Origin of the sequence: Schleiferia thermophila (assembly GCF_003337435.1) — a bacterium.
Taxonomy (GTDB): Bacteria; Bacteroidota; Bacteroidia; order Flavobacteriales; family Schleiferiaceae; genus Schleiferia; species Schleiferia thermophila.
Map to the genome: position 1 here is coordinate 841,503 of NZ_QPJS01000001.1, position 15,595 is coordinate 857,097.

Sequence of the window (15,595 nt, forward strand, 5' to 3'; positions counted from 1 at the left end):
ATGACTTCAGAGGAATATTTGATTACAGATTTCATCACATATCTGCGCCTTGAGAGAGGTCTCTCAAAAAATACCATTTCTTCCTATTCAAATGACCTTTTTCAATTCTATAAATGGTGTTCCCATTCTGGAATCTCAGTTACATCAGCTACGCAAAAAGATCTCGAAAGCTATTTGATAAAAACCCGTGAAATCAAAACATCAAGGACAATTGCCAGAATTGTTTCTTCTTTAAAACAATTTTATAAATATCTGAGCATTGAAGAAATTATTCAAGACAATCCGGCAGAATTACTTGAAGTTCCAAAAATTGAAAAATATTATCCTCAGGTGCTCTCTCTCGATGAAATCAATAGTATAATGGATGCAATTGATGTATCAACCGATGAGGGTTTCAGAAACAAAACTATCATTGAACTTTTGTATGCTACCGGAATGCGCGTCAGTGAATTGACAGAGCTCCGGCTGAGCAGTATTTACTGGGATGAATCTGTGGTAAAAATTTCCGGAAAAGGCAATAAAGAACGATATGTCCCTGTTCACACTATTTGTCTCGGATATTTAAAGACGTATATACATGAAATACGACTAAAATATGTTGATGCCCGAAAGTCAGATACTTTCCTTTTTCTCAATAAGAATGGAACTAAATTAAGCAGGGTATCAGTTTTTAAATTTATAAAATCTTATGCCCAAAAAGCTGGTATCACTAAAAATATTTCGCCACATACGTTTCGACACAGTTTTGCTACGCATCTGATAGAAGCAGGTGCAGATCTCAGAGTCGTGCAGGACCTGTTAGGTCATGAAAGTATACTGACTACTGAAATTTACACCCACTTAAGCAGAAAACACTTACGAGATGTGGTAGAGCAGTATCATCCCAGATCTAGTCGACAATGATGTGTCATTGATATTGCCAATTAATTGATAGTAAATTTGCCATTCAAAATAGAATGTCATGGATATTTTGGCAAAAAACATCAAAGTGCTGAGGAAAAGGAAGCGTCTCTCACAGGAACAACTTGCACATGAAATAGGAATTACGCGTTCTGCTGTAAATTCCTATGAAAACCAATTGGCTGATCCTCCGCTTGTGGTCCTAGTAAAATTGGCAGATTTCTTCAGGATTAGCATTGACCGATTGCTGAAACAAGATCTTTCTACCTTGAGAGAGTCAGAACTCAGCGCTCTTGAACGGGGCGAAGACATTGAAATGCTCAGCAGGAAATTGAGGATTCTGACCACTGCTGTAACTCCCTCAAATGAAAATCTCACCGAATTGGTGCCTGAAAAAGCAAAGGCTGGCTACACGGCTGGATATTCCGATCCGGAATATATCAGCGAACTCCCTGTATTGCAGCTACCATTTTTGTCCAAAAACAGAAAATACAGAGCATTCACTATATCTGGCGACAGTATGTTGCCTCTGCCGGAAGGGGCCATTGTCATAGGTGAATACGTGGACCAGTGGATTTCTGTAAAGGACGGTACGCCCTGTATTTTGGTCACCCGCACTGAAGGTATAGTTTTCAAAATTGTTTTTAATCATATCTTGAAAAACAGTGGACTTTTATTGGTTTCTACCAATCCTATCTACTCACCATATGAAGTTAAAATAGATGAAATCCTCGAGTTGTGGAAGTTTGTCTATTTCATCAGCTCTGATTTTTCTTTGCCGGAACTCAGTAAAGATCAGCTGACAACCGCGCTGATGGCCATGCAAAAAGACCTTCACGATATAAAAAACACATTGACTGTTGGAGACAGACCTGGCGAACCGGCTTAGTGCCATTGGTTTAAAAATATTGGAGGCAATTGCCGTAGTGTTTAGTTTTTTGTATACATGGCTATTGGCTTCCGGCAATATGTGGTGTTGGTGGTTTGCTATTCTTGCTTCTGTTATCTATATGTATTTGTGCTATATTAAAGGTATTTATGCCGAGTTTTTACTTCACATATTTTATCTCATAATGGCTTTTTATGGCCTTTCCGGATCGGAGCGATTTTTAAAAAGTGGTGCGGAAGAACCCTTTTCGGCCATGATCCACTTTTTAGTAATCGCTGTACTTGGAAGTATGGTTTATTTCAGCGGAAAATATTTGTCTTTAATCAATGGTGCCAAACAGGTTTATTTGGATGCATTTACTACAATATTTAGTATATGGGCTACATTTCTGATGGTGAATTACTTTCCTGAAAACTGGTTGTATTGGATAGTGATTGATTTGGCTTCAGTGGTACTTTACTGGAGACTTAATTTATATTTTACCTCTGGTTTGTATCTGGCATATACTATTTTAGCCGTTAGGGGATGGATTCTTTGGACTTAGGATTTTGCTGTATCCCTCTTTTCCAAGGTTTGATAAATGCCGTTCAATAGTTCGTTTACAGAGTTTTCCCATGTATGACTTTTGGCCAATTCGATTCTTTTTTCAGCTTTTTTCAGATTGTTGGTTTCCTGCAATGCCTGCTCGATCAAATGTGCAAATTCTTCCGCCGTTTCAGCCAAATATACATGATCGCTGAAGGCTTCCATTGCCTCTGTCCTGGTGGCTACTACTGGTTTGCCCATGGCAAGATATTCATCTATTTTTCTCGGGTAGTTGCCTATGGTCATTGGATTTATTTCTTGTGGATTGATGGCCACATCAAAGTAGTATAAATAGGCTGGCAATTGTTCAGGTTTTTTAGGGCCTAGAAAATATACGTTTTTCATTTCATGAAGCTTTGAAGCTTTGAAATGTTCATCTTCAGGTCCCACGAAAACAAAATTCCAATCGGACTTCTGACCAGCCAGTTTTTCCAGTAGTCCCAGGTCAAGACGCAGCTTTAGCAGGGCTCCGATATATCCTATCACAGGGTGCGTGATCCCTTCCATATCAGCTGGTTTTGCAAATTCTTTCGACGGATCAAATACCTCCAATTCGCACCCCTGACCTATGTAGTAGCTATTGGGATTAAATTGTGCACAATAGTTTTTGAGATAAATACTGTTGGCGGCAGCCATATCACTTTTAGCGATCAACCGGGGTTCCAGTCTTGTGCCGTGTTTTTTGAAGTATTCGGTAGAAATCAAATTATCTCTCGAATAATAAATGGAGAAAAAAGGATGAAGCAATTCTTTCATATAAAAGCTTCGAAACATATCGCTGTCGTTGAACAGAATAAAGTTTTTTATTTTCAATTTATTCATCGCATACTTCACTTGTTTTGCAATCCTTCGATTGTTGATTTTATTTAAAAAATCAAACATCCTTCCGTCGGGAAGCCAGTTAATGCTTTCGATGACGGTGGCCGGGGTGAATGCAGTCAGATGTTCATTAATTTTTTCAAAGGGATTTACTTGCCCATTGAGTACTGCTTTTCTGCGTTCGATATGTGTTTTATCTTCGGGCAAATTTCGAAGTAAAGTAGCTCTGTCCAGAGGAATATTGATGTAGAGTACGTTGAAATTTTTGCTCAATTCCAACGCTATGTTTTTACAATTGCTTCCAATGGGTGTATCCCATGGTTGCTGTCCGAATATGATAAAGTTTTCTGGTATAGTGCGATTAAGCATTGCTTTCGGCCTTTAGAAGGTACAAACTTACTTGCAGGTAGAAAATTTATTCAATGTTTCCCGAAAAAATATTGATAAGATACCTGCATGATGATTTTTCTTATCTTTTGAGTTGATCCTGGTCATATTTCATATGAAGAAAAAATTAAAACTTGTGCTCAAAAAATAGGATTTATGATTTTTGGTATATCATATTCCATACCTGAAGTAATCCTTAAATTGTCTGAAATCAATGAATCAACAGCTTTATTGGCAGGTAAATATCACGACGTTCAATATCTATGCTCATTTTTCAAGGTTAAAGTTTTGTACTTGGTAGGTTCTGCAGCCAGAGCTCAGCATCAGCAGGGTGAAGATTTCGATTTTTTGGTAGATTTTACGGAAAATAATCCAGATGAAAGAGCCAAATTACTGATTGCTCTGAAAAATCAACTAAATAGCTTGTTTAACATTCATATCGACCTTTATGAAATCAATGATCCAGAGGTGGAACAACCCATTCATCATAAGTCTGAAAAAATATTGATATACAGAAAGTAGTGTAGTTTGACGCTGTCTTTTGCTAAAATTCACCAGATTGTTTGGAGTCTAAGCAACTCCCCGATTAAAATCTATTGACAGGGTGCGTTGTTACTTGATTTTTCAGACTTTTGCAAAAAGTGATTATTAAAATACAATCCGTGCAACACATTGAAATCAAAACCCTATGCGAGCTCGCCAGGGTTTCAATGGACATTTACAGAAGATATTCGGATATTAAAGTATGGCTGTTGTACGGCGAGATGGGAGCCGGAAAAACCACTTTTATCTCCCAACTGCTCTCATCCATTGGGCTTTCGGATGCGGTTTCGAGTCCTACTTTTGCCATTGTAAATGAATATGCAACTCCTGAGGGGGAGGCGATCTATCATCTGGATTGTTATCGATTGAGGGACACTCAGGAAGCTGTGGCGTCAGGTTTGGAAGAGATTCTCCATTCTGGAAAATGGTGCCTGATCGAGTGGCCACAGGTGATGGAGCCATTGCTTTGGGGTGAAGTTTTGTGTATTGAAATTTGTAAAAAAAACACCACAAGAAGTCTAAAAGTTAACACAAAAAAATATGAGTAACCCTACACAGCTCTGGAGTGTTCCGGGTTTTTCGTTGCTGCCAAAAGAAGAGATGCTCGAAGTAGCTGCTAAAGCTCAGCAGCTTTTTATAGGTATTCCAAAGGAATCATGGTTGCAGGAAAAGAGAATCGCTTTGACACCCGAAGCTGTGCGACTACTGGTAAGCAACGGTCATCGGGTCAGAATAGAATCCGGTGCTGGCATCGGTGCCCGCTACAGCGACCTGGATTATTCGGAGGCTGGAGCTGAAATCGTCTATGATACAAAACAAGTCTATGATGCCGAAATCATCGTAAAAGTAGAACCTCCCCTGGTGGAAGAAATTGCTCACTTCAAGCCAAAGCAACTTTTGGTTTCAGCCATTCAAATCAAAACACGAACTCGAGAGTATTTTAAAAAACTGATGGACAAAAAGATTACGGCTTTGGCCTTTGAGCACATCAAAGACGAAGATGGCATTGTCCCGATTGTGCGCTCTATGAGCGAAATAGCCGGAACTACCTCCATTCTTATAGCTTCAGAGTATCTGAGCAACACAAGGGAAGGAAAGGGATATCTTCTGGGTGGTATTGCCGGCGTACCACCTACCGAAATTGTCATTGTAGGCGCTGGTACTGTAGGCCTCTTTGCGGCTAAAACTGCTCTTGCTCTCGGCGCTATAGTCAAAGTATTTGACAAGTCCATCCTGCGATTGCGACAGTTGCAGGAGTCCCTCAACCAACCCATTTATACAAGCATCTTTCAACCCAATATTCTGGCTAAAGCATTGACCAGGGCCGATGTGGCCATAGGAGCGCTTCGACCTGAAAAGGGTCGAACGCCGACCGTCGTGACCGAAGAAATGGTGGAAAAAATGAAACCCGGCTCTGTCATAGTCGATGTGAGCATCGATAATGGAGGAGTCTTTGAAACATCAGAAATCACCACTCACGATTATCCTGTGTTTATCAAGCATGGAGTGATACATTACTGCGTACCTAATATAGCGTCGAGAGTCTCTCGAACTGCTTCTTTTGCCCTTAGCAACGTCTTGGCTCCCCTTTTGCTCGAGATTTCCGAAAAAGGCGGTTACATCAGTGCCCTGAAATCGTGTTCCCATCTTCGCTCCGGGCTCTATTTGTTTAATGGTATCGTGACCAACAAAGCAATAGGTGAGTGGTACAACTTGCCTTTTAGCGACGCTGATTTATTGATTGGTTATTAATCTCAGTAGGATCCCATATGTTCGTATTGCTGGATGCATTTGCTTTGTTGTATCTGCTTGTCCCGACACTTGCATTTCAGTTTTTTATACTGATAAAAAATTTACAACTAAAAAAAGGAATTACACCTTCGGATAGGGTAAATGTGCCAGTATCGGTCGTAATCTGTGCACGAAACGAATTCGAAAACCTGAAAAAAAACCTGCCCTCAATTCTGAATCAAAACTATCCTTATTTTGAAGTGGTGGTAGTCAATGACAGGTCATGGGATGATTCCAGATTTTTCCTCGAGGATATGGCTGGAAGACACGCCCGACTGAAAGTGGTTCACGTCCCTGAAAACGACAAATTCTGGAGCGGAAAAAAATTTGCACTAACCCTCGGCATTAAGGCGGCATCATACGATACTTTGCTCTTTACAGATGCCGATTGCAGACCTTCGTCGCAGTATTGGATTTCTGAGATGATGAGCGGATACTCCAATGCCGATAAAAAAATAGTTCTTGGCTATGGAGGATATGAAAAGAGACCCGGACTGCTTAATCTCATCATCCGGTTTGAAACTCTCCAGACCGGCTGGTTGTACCTTACCTCTGCCATCGCCGGTATGCCCTTTATGGCCGTAGGAAGAAATCTTTCTTACACACGCGACCTATTTTTCCAAGCGAAGGGATTCAGTACTCATATGCATATCCCATCCGGCGACGACGACCTGTTTGTCAACCAAACTGCCACTCATCGAAATACTTCAGTAGTCATCAATCCAAAGGCCATTACCGTCAGTACGCCTAAATCCAGCTGGAGCGATTACATATACCAGCGTCGACGACATTTTACTACCTCTGCACATTACCATCTGACTTCTAAAGTGTACCTGGCCATCTATCAGCTTTCAAGGATGCTTGTTTTTTTGATATCTGCCATTTCGCTCGCTGGTAGTGTCTATGGAATAGACGATTATATCGTACCGCTGTTGCTCACATTGACCTATTACTCTTTCAGGTGGTATTCCCTTGTCACCTTTGGCAAGCTTTCCGGCGATGGAACCCTGGGATGGTGGTATCCGCTACTGTCGGTTGCTGTGGTCCTGGTGCAGTTGAGAGTCTGGATTGAAAACCTGATTTTTGGTTCTCCCAAAGCATGGAAAAGAAAGTAATCAACAAACCAAAGGAAAGACCCATATATTTAATCGGAGATTCAGACCATATCGATTTGCCCGAATTTAATGTGTTTGATCTAGCATGTAGGATCGACACAGGAGCGGCCACCTCAGCTCTGCATTGCCACAATGTAGAGCTGCACACCATCAATGGCAAACCGGCTATTTCATTCATGCTCCTCGATCCGGAGCATCCCAGCTATCAAAACAAAAAATATTACTCCTTTGAGTTTTTCGAAAAAGTAATAAAAAATTCATTCGGACAAACCGAAAAACGCTACTCCATAAAAACCACCGTAGTACTTTTCGGTAAAAAATTTAAAACCGAAATCACCCTGGCTGACCGCGAGAAAATGAAATTCCCTCTGCTGCTGGGAAGAAAATTGCTCAGACGAGGTTTTCTCGTCGATGTCAGACAAAAAGACCTTTCCTACAGGCTTAAATATCAAAATTTTATCAACTTGCCTTAATGAACATCCTCATTCTATCCACCAATAGAAATCTGTACTCTACCCGAAGATTGGTAGAAGCTGCTCAAGCCCGCGGTCATGCCATCAAGGTGATGAACCACACCAAATGCTACGTGGTGATGGACGCCAATAACCTGGATGTGTACTATGGCGACCACGTAGTTGCCAACGTCGATGCCATCATTCCCAGAATTGGCTCTTCCGTCACTTTCTATGGGTCCAGCATCATTCGCCAGTTTGAAATGAAAAAAGTCTTTACTACCCTAAGCTCGCTGGCGTTAGTAAGGTCCCGCGATAAGCTTCGCGCCCTGCAAATCCTGGCCTCCAAAGGAATCCCCATACCACGCACAGCCTTCGCTAAATTTCCCAGCGACATCGACCATTTAATCAAACAAGTAGGAGGACCCCCGCTTGTCGTCAAGTTACTCGAAGGTACCCAAGGCCTCGGCGTCGTCCTGGCTGAAACCAAAAAGGCCGCCAAATCCGTCATTGAAGCCTTCTACGGTCTGGAGGCCAATATTCTGGTCCAGGAATTCATAGAAGAATCTGCCGGACGCGATGTCAGAGCTTTTGTAATCGATGGAAAAGTAATCGCAGCCTATCGTCGAATCGGAAAGGAAGGAGACTTCAGAAGCAACCTCCATCGGGGCGGTACCGGCGAAGCCATTAAATTGACCAGAAAGGAAAAGGAAATTGCTGTAGCCGCTGCCCAAAGCCTTGGACTTTCCATAGCTGGTGTAGATATGCTGCAGAGCAATAGAGGCCCACTAGTAATGGAAGTAAACAGCAGCCCCGGACTGGAAGGCATCGAACGATACAGCAACATCGATATAGCCACGGCCATCATTCAATATGTAGAAAAACAAGTCAACAAACCTAAAAAATCAGATAAAATCGGCGCCTGATGAATTTGTTCTTCGCACAGCCATTGCACACCGGTACCATACAACTTGACACGGAGGAGAGCCATCACCTCGTTAAAGTCCTCAGGCTCCAAACCGGTGAACCAGTCCTACTGACCGATGGTCGCGGTCTCTTGGCAAAAGGAGTAGTGCTCGACACGCATCCCAAAAAAACCACAATAGAAGTAACCGAGCTGAACACACAGCCCAACCACCATCCTCAAATTCACCTCTTCACATCACCGACACGCACTACCGACCGAACCGAATGGCTCATAGAAAAAGCTACCGAACTTGGCGTCACTTCCCTGAATTTTGTCCAATGCCAACGTACTGCAAGAAGCAAATTCAACATCGACCGATACCACAGAATCAGCCAGGCTGCCTGTAAACAAAGCCTCAACCCATATTTCCCACACATTACATACTACTCCACCTTCCAGGAAGCCATTGCACACGCCCGGGGCCTCAAAGCACTTGCTACATGTGCTCATACGCACAAAACACCCATTACAGCATGGTCCCCCGATGCCGAGGTAGTGAGTCTGTATATCGGACCGGAAGGCGATTTCACACCTGCCGAAATTTCTGCCGCACTCCATTCAGGTGCATCCATCATCTCCCTTGGAAGCCTTCGACTGCGTACAGAAACCGCAGCTATTGCCGCCCTCTCATTCCTCCGTTTGCGAAACCTCTAATCCCTCTTCAACCCACCCTTTTCTTTCCTAACCAAAAGTTAATACCCTTAAAATAGTTGATAAACTCCTGAAAGTGACTTGTAAAAAAAATGCCCTTTAGCAAATAAAAGATTTTGCGGTTTCGATTACAGCCATATCTTTGCCACCGCTTTTCCAAAGTTCATTGCATCTCTGGTCCGGTCGTTCAGTTGGTTAGGATGCCGCCCTGTCACGGCGGAGATCGCGGGTTCGAGTCCCGTCCGGACCGCTTACAGCAAAAGTGCAAAAAGGGGCTCATCAGCCCCTTTTGCATTTTATTCCCACCGCATCCCGAACCATCTCCTGCCTCTCAGACCTCCATGCAAGTTATTATCCACTATTACCTGTATCACCGCCACTCACAGCCAATCCCCAAAATCTCCAACCTCATCCAGAAGGGACATCACCCAGGTGTCAGAAACCCATCCCTCTCACACCCCTGCTTACCCGCAAAAAGCAGTATGAACCCCCTATCTTTGCAGCCGTTTTGTACAATCAAAGAAATCAACCACTTTTCCCATGCTGTCCGAACAAGAACTCCAACGCAGAGAATCCCTTAAAAAACTCATCGAACTCGGCATCAATCCCTATCCGGCCGACGAATATCCTGTCACCCATCACGCCACCGATATCCTTCAACACTTCAGCGACGACCAGCCCCAGGAATTTGCATCAGTATCCCTGGCTGGCCGCATCATGAGCAAGCGGCTAATGGGCAAAGCCGCCTTTTTCGACCTGAAAGACGCCACCGGCAAAATCCAGATATACTTCCAGCGCGACCAAATTTGTCCCACCGACGACAAGACCCTCTACAACGAAGTCGTTAAAAAACACATCGACATTGGCGACTTCATCGGAATCAAAGGCTATGTGTTCCGCACACAAATGGGTGAGCTCACCGTCCATGTACACACTTTTACCTTTTTGAGCAAAGCCCTCCGCCCCCTGCCCATTGTAAAAGTAGATGCACAAGGTCAGGTACACGACGCCTTTACCGACCCCGAACAGCGCTACCGCATGCGCTACGTAGACCTCGTCGTCAACCCCCACGTCAAAGACATCTTCATCAAACGAACCCGTATCATCCAGGCCATGCGCGAGTATTTCAATTCCTTCGGATATCTCGAGGTCGAAACCCCCATTCTCCAGCCCATCCCCGGCGGAGCCACGGCCCGCCCCTTCATCACCCATCACAACGCACTCGACATACCCCTCTACCTCCGCATAGCAAATGAGCTCTACCTCAAGCGCCTCATTGTAGGCGGCTTCGAAGGCGTGTACGAATTTGCCAAAAACTTCCGAAACGAAGGCATGGACCGCACCCACAATCCCGAATTTACCGGCATGGAAATCTATGTAGCCTACAAAGACTACCACTGGATGATGCAATTCACCGAAAACCTCCTTGAGCACGTCACCAAAGCCATCAACAACGGCAGCACACAAGTCCTCTTCGGCAAACACACCATCGACTTCAAAGCCCCCTACCCACGCATCACCATGTACGAAGCCATTCGCCGATACACCGGCATCGACATCTCCGGTATGGACGAAGACCAGCTCCGCCAGACCTGTCACCAGCTCCACATCGACGTCACCCCCGAAATGGGCAAAGCCAAACTCATCGACGCCATCTTCGGCGAAAAATGCGAACCCCACTTCATCCAGCCCACCTTCATCATCGATTACCCCATCGAAATGTCGCCCCTCTGTAAAAAACACCGCCACGACCCACAGCTCACCGAGCGATTCGAACTCATTGTCAACGGCAAAGAAATCGCCAACGCCTACTCCGAGCTCAACGATCCCCTCGACCAGCGCCAGCGCTTCGAAGAGCAGCTCCGCCTCAGCCAGCGAGGCGACGACGAAGCCATGTTCATCGACCACGACTTCCTCCGCGCCCTCGAATACGGCATGCCACCCACCGCCGGCCTCGGCATCGGCATCGACCGCCTCACCATGCTCCTCACCGGTCAGACCAGCATACAAGAAGTCCTCTTCTTCCCTCAGATGAAACCCGAGCAGTTTACCACCGCCCCCAAAACCGACACATGGGCCCATGCAGGCATTCCTGCAGAATGGATCCCCCTAGCCCAGGAAGCCTTCGGCAGCCTCGACACCATGCGCAGCCTCAAGCCCACCCAAGTACACCAGCAGCTCAACGGCCTTCGCAAAAAGAAAAAACTCACCATCCCCGCCCTCCAACTCTCCGAAGTCGAAGCCTGGTTTACCCAAAACTAACCCACATCCACTTCCTATTTCTTTGCTTTTCTTTGGGCGTGCCCCCGCGCGCCGGCCACCTCACGGTAGCCTTACCGCGCGGGGTCGGGCTGCTGCGGGGTACGCTTCGCTCCCGTGCTCCGCACCGCCCTGCGGGCGCCCTCCGCATCCCTCACGCACTACTCCCACAACCAGCAAACCCATCCGAAAAACCTGCACAAACCCGGAAGACAACCCTCAGACAAGAAACCAACCCACTGAAAGTCATATAAATCCTATTAATAGAGTAGAAATGCAGGGAAAAAGCAGTAGAAAAACAGTGATATAACCTACTCAGAACTCTCACACAGCCCAAACCTGCATTCCGACATGACACTCGAGATATCCGAAAAGAGACCCTCTGAAAAAATCCTCTCCAATCCATTGAAAATAAATCAAGTAAAAAAATCTTCTCAATCGTTCCTTCAGATAGTTTGATACGTTAAACATTTGCTCTAACTTTGCAGCGCAAGGCGTAGAACCTGATATGAATTCTCTGGAAATGTTGGTCAGCAGACTAAAGGAGAAAGTAGAAGAAGCCACCCATCTGCTGCAAGAGGCCAGAGAAGAAAATATCAGACTCAAAGTCGAAGTCGTCCGATTGCGCAAGAGGGTACAGGACCTTCAGGCGCTCAACCAAAACCTCATCGAGCGACAAGGCTCCTTGCAAATGGAATTGGAGCGAACCGACACCCTCACGTCGATTCAAACCAAATCCAGAATTAATGAACTGGTGCGGGAGATAGACAAATGTCTTGCGCTGTTGGAGCAATAAAAATTATGGAAATAAATTCCGGAGAGTTTATAAAGATAAAGGTTCAGATAGCAGGCAGATGGTATCCGCTCAAAGTGCGAAGGTCCGAAGAACAAACCTTGAGAAATGCCATCAAACTGCTGGAAGACTGCCTGAATCAGCTGGAAAGAAACTACGACGTAGCCACCAAGCAGGACCTGCTCGCCATGTGCGCCCTGCAATTGGCCAATCGATTGATTTCCAACGAAAAAAAACGCGAAGAAGAAACACAACGCCTCGAATATCAGCTCTCTGAAATTTATTCAATGCTCGAAACAAGTACGCAAGGTTTGCCATCAGCCTAACGTTCTTTTTACACCCCATTGCCCGCACTGAACGACTATGTGCTAAACTCAACAGTAATCCTAATAAGGAGCACTGCCTGGGGAGACTAAAGTAGGTCGCAACCCGCCCTTTGGGCCGGTGAAGCATACCGGCTTCCAGCGAAAACTTGAAGCTTGCCCGGCATCCTAAACGTGTCTAACCGGAGTTTAGACATCCAATTCAGTGCGGGTTTTTTTATTCAAAATTTTAAAGAAATGGAAATCGTATTAATCGTATCATCGCTTATAGTCGGTGCGACAGCCGGGTGGTTTGCCAACCAGACCATCACCCGTAAAAAACTGCTGAAAAGAGGCTCCGCTATCATTCGCCAGGCAGAACAAGAAGCTGAAGCCATCAAAAAAGAAAAACTTCTGCAAGCCAAAGAAAAATTTCTCGAACTGAAAAATCAGCATGAAAAATCCATAACTCAAAGAGAAAAAAAGGTACAGGACGCTGAAATCAGAATCCGGGAAAAAGAATCCAAGGCCAATTCCATGCTCGAAGAAGTCAACCGAAAAGACAAGGAATTGACCCGAAAACTCGAACAAGTCGAAAGACAAACAGAACTCCTCGAACGAAAAAACCAGGAACTGGAAAAAATCCGCCTCTCCCAAATCCAGCAGCTCCAGGTCATCAGCGGATTTACCGCCGAAGAAGCCAAAAACCAGCTCATCGAAAATCTCAAAGAAGAAGCAAGAGCACAGGCAGCCATTTACATCCAAAACACACTCGAGGAAGCCAAAATGACCGCAGCCCAGGAAGCCCGTAAAGTTGTCATCAAAACCATACAGCGCATAGGCACCGAAACCGCCATAGAAAATGCCGTTTCCGTATTCAACATCGACAATGAAGAGGTAAAAGGTCGCATTATAGGTCGTGAAGGCCGAAACATCAGAGCCTTTGAAGCTGCTACCGGAGTAGAAATTATCGTAGATGACACTCCGGATGCCATCATCCTCTCCTGCTTCGACCCGGTTCGGCGTGAGATTGCCAGACTCTCCCTTCACCGACTCGTGACAGATGGCCGCATTCACCCGGCACGAATCGAAGAAGTCGTAGCCAAAGTCACCCGACAAATCGAAGATGAAATAGCCGAAACCGGCAAGCGGACCATCATCGATTTGGGCATTCACGGCCTCCATCCCGAACTGGTAAAAATTGTCGGCCGAATGAAATACAGGTCCTCCTATGGCCAAAACCTATTGCAACACTCGCGCGAAGTAGCCAACCTTTCCGCCGTCATGGCTTCCGAACTTGGTCTCAATCCAAAGATTGCCAAGCGAGCAGGATTGCTACACGATATAGGCAAAGTACCTACCGAAGAAACCGACCTCCCCCACGCACTGCTCGGAATGCAATGGGCCGAGAAATACGGCGAAAAACCCGATGTCTGCAATGCCATTGGAGCTCACCACGACGAAATAGAAATGACCTCCATTTATTCACCCATCATCCAGGTCTGCGATGCCATTTCCGGAGCACGTCCCGGCGCCCGCAGACAGGTGATGGAAAGCTACATGCAGCGCCTTAAAGACCTGGAAAGCCTGGCCATGAGTTACGACGGAGTAACAAAGGCGTATGCCATACAGGCAGGCCGCGAACTGCGCGTGATGGTCGAAAGTGAAAAAATAAGCGATTCCGCCTCACAGGAATTGTCATTCGAACTATCCCAGAGAATCCAAAATGAAATGACCTATCCGGGACAAGTAAAAGTCACCGTAATCAGGGAAACCAGAGCCGTAAATATCGCTAAATAATGACTCGCCCCATTCAGTGGATGATTGCTTTGGCCTTTAGCTGGGTAGCATCCCCGGGCATGTCACAGACCTTGGTCATCACTGCCCGGGATGGCATTCAATTTACTGCCGGAGTCGATTCAGTGTATTACAACCTTCGATGGAAAAACAGTATAGCCTTCCCCTTGCGACAAGGAATGAAAAGCTTTTTTGTAGTTACCAAAGGCGATTCGGCCGTTTTTCAAAAGAAGATACCCTCTCTCAATGAAATTCATCATTTTGTATTGGAGCAAAAAGAAAATTCCAACCAGGTAGCCTTGTTTTATAGAGGATTGCTGTCAGCTGTACCAGATACCGTCGAACTTGTCAGAGAAAAGACATCCATAGCCCTTCAAAAGGCAAAATCAACCTTGCCATCCTTCAACCGCAAAGACACCTCTCCGGTATCGGTCATACCCACTCCGCCTTCCGAATTGAGTACCCAAGAGTCTGACCAGTCCCTGCATCGGCACAACAGAGAATCCCCAACCCACGATTCAAAGGAGCCCCCCAACATTGTACCTGCGCATCAGGACACCACTCAAACCAAACCAAAGGAAGAAAACCCACTCCCAAACGCCTTTGCATCTGTGGTCAGCGCAGTAAAACAGGCCGAATTCGAATTCGAAAAAATAATGCTTCTCCGGGGCTACATCACCGAGCATAAAACCAATACAGAGGAGCTAAAAGTCTTTGCCGGATTGCTGACCTATGACCTCACACGATTGCAATTGCTCAAAGAAGCATTTCCCTATACACTCGACAAATTCAACTACAGAAACCTGATTTCTGTCTTCGATTTTGAGCTTTCGAAGCAAACTTTTGAAAATTTCATAAAAGAAAATGATCAACAATAAATTCCTCCTGTATGTCGGTCTTGCACTTCTCATCACCGGCATCATCCTGGGCGCACTTGGTGCGCACGCACTTAAAACAATGCTCAACGAACAGCAATTCGACAGCTTTAAAACAGGTGTTTTCTATCAACTGCTTCACTCGGCAATATTCATTTCCTTCGGACTTAGCTCACAGTCATTGCATCAAAACAAAACGTTTAAAGCAGGAACCACTATGGCCATTACGGGTGTGCTATTGTTCTCTGTATCCATTTATGTACTCAGTATTTCAGCGGTTTACGACATTTCACTTCGGTGGCTGGGTCCGGTGACCCCACTTGGGGGGTTGCTTATGATTGCCGGGTGGTCAGTGGTATTTGCCTCCTTTCTAAAGAAATAAGCAAATTGCTCCGGCATTCGAGAAATACAATTGTTTAGGACTTTATTTTTACCCGGTCATTAATAGCATCGACCAACCTGATGAAGCG

General features: G+C 45.1%; 18 protein-coding genes and 1 tRNA gene. 17 read left to right on the forward strand and 2 right to left on the reverse strand.

The genetic code is table 11. The annotated features are described in order from the left end of the window. Genes xerD through pnuC form a run of 3 tightly spaced genes read left to right on the forward strand, consistent with a single transcriptional unit; the run spans position 1 to position 2,333 of the window. Complete coding sequence (gene xerD, locus DES35_RS03575) at positions 1-903, forward strand: site-specific tyrosine recombinase XerD (RefSeq protein WP_037356186.1); 903 nt, start codon at positions 1-3, stop codon at positions 901-903. 58 nt (positions 904-961) lie between these two features. After that, a complete protein-coding gene (locus DES35_RS03580) occupies positions 962-1,789 on the forward strand; it encodes an XRE family transcriptional regulator (RefSeq protein WP_037356188.1) in 828 nt (275 codons plus the stop codon). Beyond that, positions 1,761-2,333 (forward strand): nicotinamide riboside transporter PnuC, encoded by a 573-nt coding sequence (pnuC, locus tag DES35_RS03585; protein WP_160171942.1) that lies wholly within the window; start codon positions 1,761-1,763, stop codon positions 2,331-2,333. Before DES35_RS03580 ends, pnuC begins: the two co-directional genes overlap by 29 nt. On the opposite strand, the gene DES35_RS03590 is transcribed toward pnuC, so the two are convergent. After that, entirely contained in the window at positions 2,330-3,562 is a 1,233-nt protein-coding gene (locus tag DES35_RS03590) for a glycosyltransferase (protein WP_037356191.1), read from the reverse strand. The two genes, pnuC and DES35_RS03590, sit on opposite strands and share 4 nt — an antisense overlap. Before the next feature lie 174 nt (positions 3,563-3,736). Between DES35_RS03590 and DES35_RS03595 the strand changes: the two genes are divergently transcribed. The 9 genes from DES35_RS03595 to lysS all read left to right on the forward strand — a co-directional run bounded on the left by DES35_RS03595 (position 3,737) and on the right by lysS (position 11,361). Then, positions 3,737-4,102, forward strand: coding sequence for a nucleotidyltransferase family protein (locus DES35_RS03595; RefSeq protein ID WP_114365795.1), 366 nt, complete (start codon positions 3,737-3,739; stop codon positions 4,100-4,102). Positions 4,103-4,242: 140 nt separating this feature from the next. Further along, positions 4,243-4,671, forward strand: coding sequence for a tRNA (adenosine(37)-N6)-threonylcarbamoyltransferase complex ATPase subunit type 1 TsaE (gene tsaE, locus DES35_RS03600; protein WP_125039350.1), 429 nt, complete (start codon positions 4,243-4,245; stop codon positions 4,669-4,671). Continuing rightward, positions 4,664-5,875: an alanine dehydrogenase gene (locus tag DES35_RS03605; RefSeq protein WP_114365797.1), complete on the forward strand. Its 1,212-nt coding sequence runs from the start codon at positions 4,664-4,666 to the stop codon at positions 5,873-5,875. The genes tsaE and DES35_RS03605 overlap by 8 nt, the downstream gene beginning before the upstream one ends. A 17-nt stretch (positions 5,876-5,892) precedes the next feature. Further along, a complete protein-coding gene (locus DES35_RS03610; RefSeq protein ID WP_114365798.1) occupies positions 5,893-7,029 on the forward strand; it encodes a glycosyltransferase in 1,137 nt (378 codons plus the stop codon). Further along, positions 7,014-7,502, forward strand: coding sequence for an ATP-dependent zinc protease family protein (locus DES35_RS03615; protein ID WP_114365799.1), 489 nt, complete (start codon positions 7,014-7,016; stop codon positions 7,500-7,502). The genes DES35_RS03610 and DES35_RS03615 overlap by 16 nt, the downstream gene beginning before the upstream one ends. Further along, a complete protein-coding gene (gene rimK, locus DES35_RS03620) occupies positions 7,502-8,407 on the forward strand; it encodes a 30S ribosomal protein S6--L-glutamate ligase (protein ID WP_114365800.1) in 906 nt (301 codons plus the stop codon). Before DES35_RS03615 ends, rimK begins: the two co-directional genes overlap by 1 nt. Beyond that, a complete protein-coding gene (locus DES35_RS03625; RefSeq protein ID WP_114365801.1) occupies positions 8,407-9,102 on the forward strand; it encodes an RsmE family RNA methyltransferase in 696 nt (231 codons plus the stop codon). Before rimK ends, DES35_RS03625 begins: the two co-directional genes overlap by 1 nt. 173 nt (positions 9,103-9,275) lie before the next feature. Then, positions 9,276-9,349, forward strand: a tRNA-Asp gene (locus tag DES35_RS03630). Between the two features lie 290 nt (positions 9,350-9,639). Further along, complete coding sequence (gene lysS / locus DES35_RS03635; protein ID WP_037356206.1) at positions 9,640-11,361, forward strand: lysine--tRNA ligase; 1,722 nt, start codon at positions 9,640-9,642, stop codon at positions 11,359-11,361. A gap of 321 nt (positions 11,362-11,682) precedes the next feature. On the opposite strand, the gene DES35_RS11500 is transcribed toward lysS, so the two are convergent. Continuing rightward, complete coding sequence (locus DES35_RS11500) at positions 11,683-11,829, reverse strand: hypothetical protein (protein ID WP_160171943.1); 147 nt, start codon at positions 11,827-11,829, stop codon at positions 11,683-11,685. Between the two features lie 37 nt (positions 11,830-11,866). On the opposite strand from DES35_RS11500, the gene DES35_RS03645 reads away from it, so the two are divergent. From DES35_RS03645 to DES35_RS03665, 5 genes are all read left to right on the forward strand, one after another. After that, complete coding sequence (locus tag DES35_RS03645) at positions 11,867-12,154, forward strand: hypothetical protein (protein WP_037356209.1); 288 nt, start codon at positions 11,867-11,869, stop codon at positions 12,152-12,154. A 5-nt stretch (positions 12,155-12,159) separates the two neighbouring features. After that, positions 12,160-12,477, forward strand: a complete 318-nt coding sequence (locus DES35_RS03650) for a cell division protein ZapA (protein WP_037356212.1) — start codon at positions 12,160-12,162, stop codon at positions 12,475-12,477. 234 nt (positions 12,478-12,711) lie between these two features. Further along, positions 12,712-14,253: a ribonuclease Y gene (rny, locus tag DES35_RS03655; protein ID WP_037356215.1), complete on the forward strand. Its 1,542-nt coding sequence runs from the start codon at positions 12,712-12,714 to the stop codon at positions 14,251-14,253. After that, positions 14,253-15,128 (forward strand): DUF4476 domain-containing protein, encoded by an 876-nt coding sequence (locus DES35_RS03660; protein WP_037356221.1) that lies wholly within the window; start codon positions 14,253-14,255, stop codon positions 15,126-15,128. The genes rny and DES35_RS03660 overlap by 1 nt, the downstream gene beginning before the upstream one ends. Beyond that, entirely contained in the window at positions 15,115-15,507 is a 393-nt protein-coding gene (locus tag DES35_RS03665) for a DUF423 domain-containing protein (protein WP_037356224.1), read from the forward strand. The genes DES35_RS03660 and DES35_RS03665 overlap by 14 nt, the downstream gene beginning before the upstream one ends. Positions 15,508-15,595: the final 88 nt, after the last annotated feature.

What these genes read in the sequence shown, in the direction of transcription:
- DES35_RS03595 (WP_114365795.1), top strand. Translation starts at nt 3,737, where the DNA reads ATGATTTTTGGTATATCATATTCCATACCTGAAGTAATCCTTAAATTG.
- DES35_RS03625 (WP_114365801.1), top strand. Translation starts at nt 8,407, where the DNA reads ATGAATTTGTTCTTCGCACAGCCATTGCACACCGGTACCATACAACTT.
- xerD (WP_037356186.1), top strand. Translation starts at nt 1, where the DNA reads ATGACTTCAGAGGAATATTTGATTACAGATTTCATCACATATCTGCGC.
- DES35_RS03665 (WP_037356224.1), top strand. Translation starts at nt 15,115, where the DNA reads ATGATCAACAATAAATTCCTCCTGTATGTCGGTCTTGCACTTCTCATC.
- DES35_RS03610 (WP_114365798.1), top strand. Translation starts at nt 5,893, where the DNA reads ATGTTCGTATTGCTGGATGCATTTGCTTTGTTGTATCTGCTTGTCCCG.
- DES35_RS03605 (WP_114365797.1), top strand. Translation starts at nt 4,664, where the DNA reads ATGAGTAACCCTACACAGCTCTGGAGTGTTCCGGGTTTTTCGTTGCTG.
- lysS (WP_037356206.1), top strand. Translation starts at nt 9,640, where the DNA reads ATGCTGTCCGAACAAGAACTCCAACGCAGAGAATCCCTTAAAAAACTC.
- rimK (WP_114365800.1), top strand. Translation starts at nt 7,502, where the DNA reads ATGAACATCCTCATTCTATCCACCAATAGAAATCTGTACTCTACCCGA.
- DES35_RS03580 (WP_037356188.1), top strand. Translation starts at nt 962, where the DNA reads ATGGATATTTTGGCAAAAAACATCAAAGTGCTGAGGAAAAGGAAGCGT.
- DES35_RS11500 (WP_160171943.1), bottom strand. Translation starts at nt 11,829, where the DNA reads ATGTTTAACGTATCAAACTATCTGAAGGAACGATTGAGAAGATTTTTT.
- DES35_RS03615 (WP_114365799.1), top strand. Translation starts at nt 7,014, where the DNA reads ATGGAAAAGAAAGTAATCAACAAACCAAAGGAAAGACCCATATATTTA.
- DES35_RS03660 (WP_037356221.1), top strand. Translation starts at nt 14,253, where the DNA reads ATGACTCGCCCCATTCAGTGGATGATTGCTTTGGCCTTTAGCTGGGTA.
- DES35_RS03590 (WP_037356191.1), bottom strand. Translation starts at nt 3,562, where the DNA reads ATGCTTAATCGCACTATACCAGAAAACTTTATCATATTCGGACAGCAA.
- rny (WP_037356215.1), top strand. Translation starts at nt 12,712, where the DNA reads ATGGAAATCGTATTAATCGTATCATCGCTTATAGTCGGTGCGACAGCC.
- DES35_RS03650 (WP_037356212.1), top strand. Translation starts at nt 12,160, where the DNA reads ATGGAAATAAATTCCGGAGAGTTTATAAAGATAAAGGTTCAGATAGCA.
- DES35_RS03645 (WP_037356209.1), top strand. Translation starts at nt 11,867, where the DNA reads ATGAATTCTCTGGAAATGTTGGTCAGCAGACTAAAGGAGAAAGTAGAA.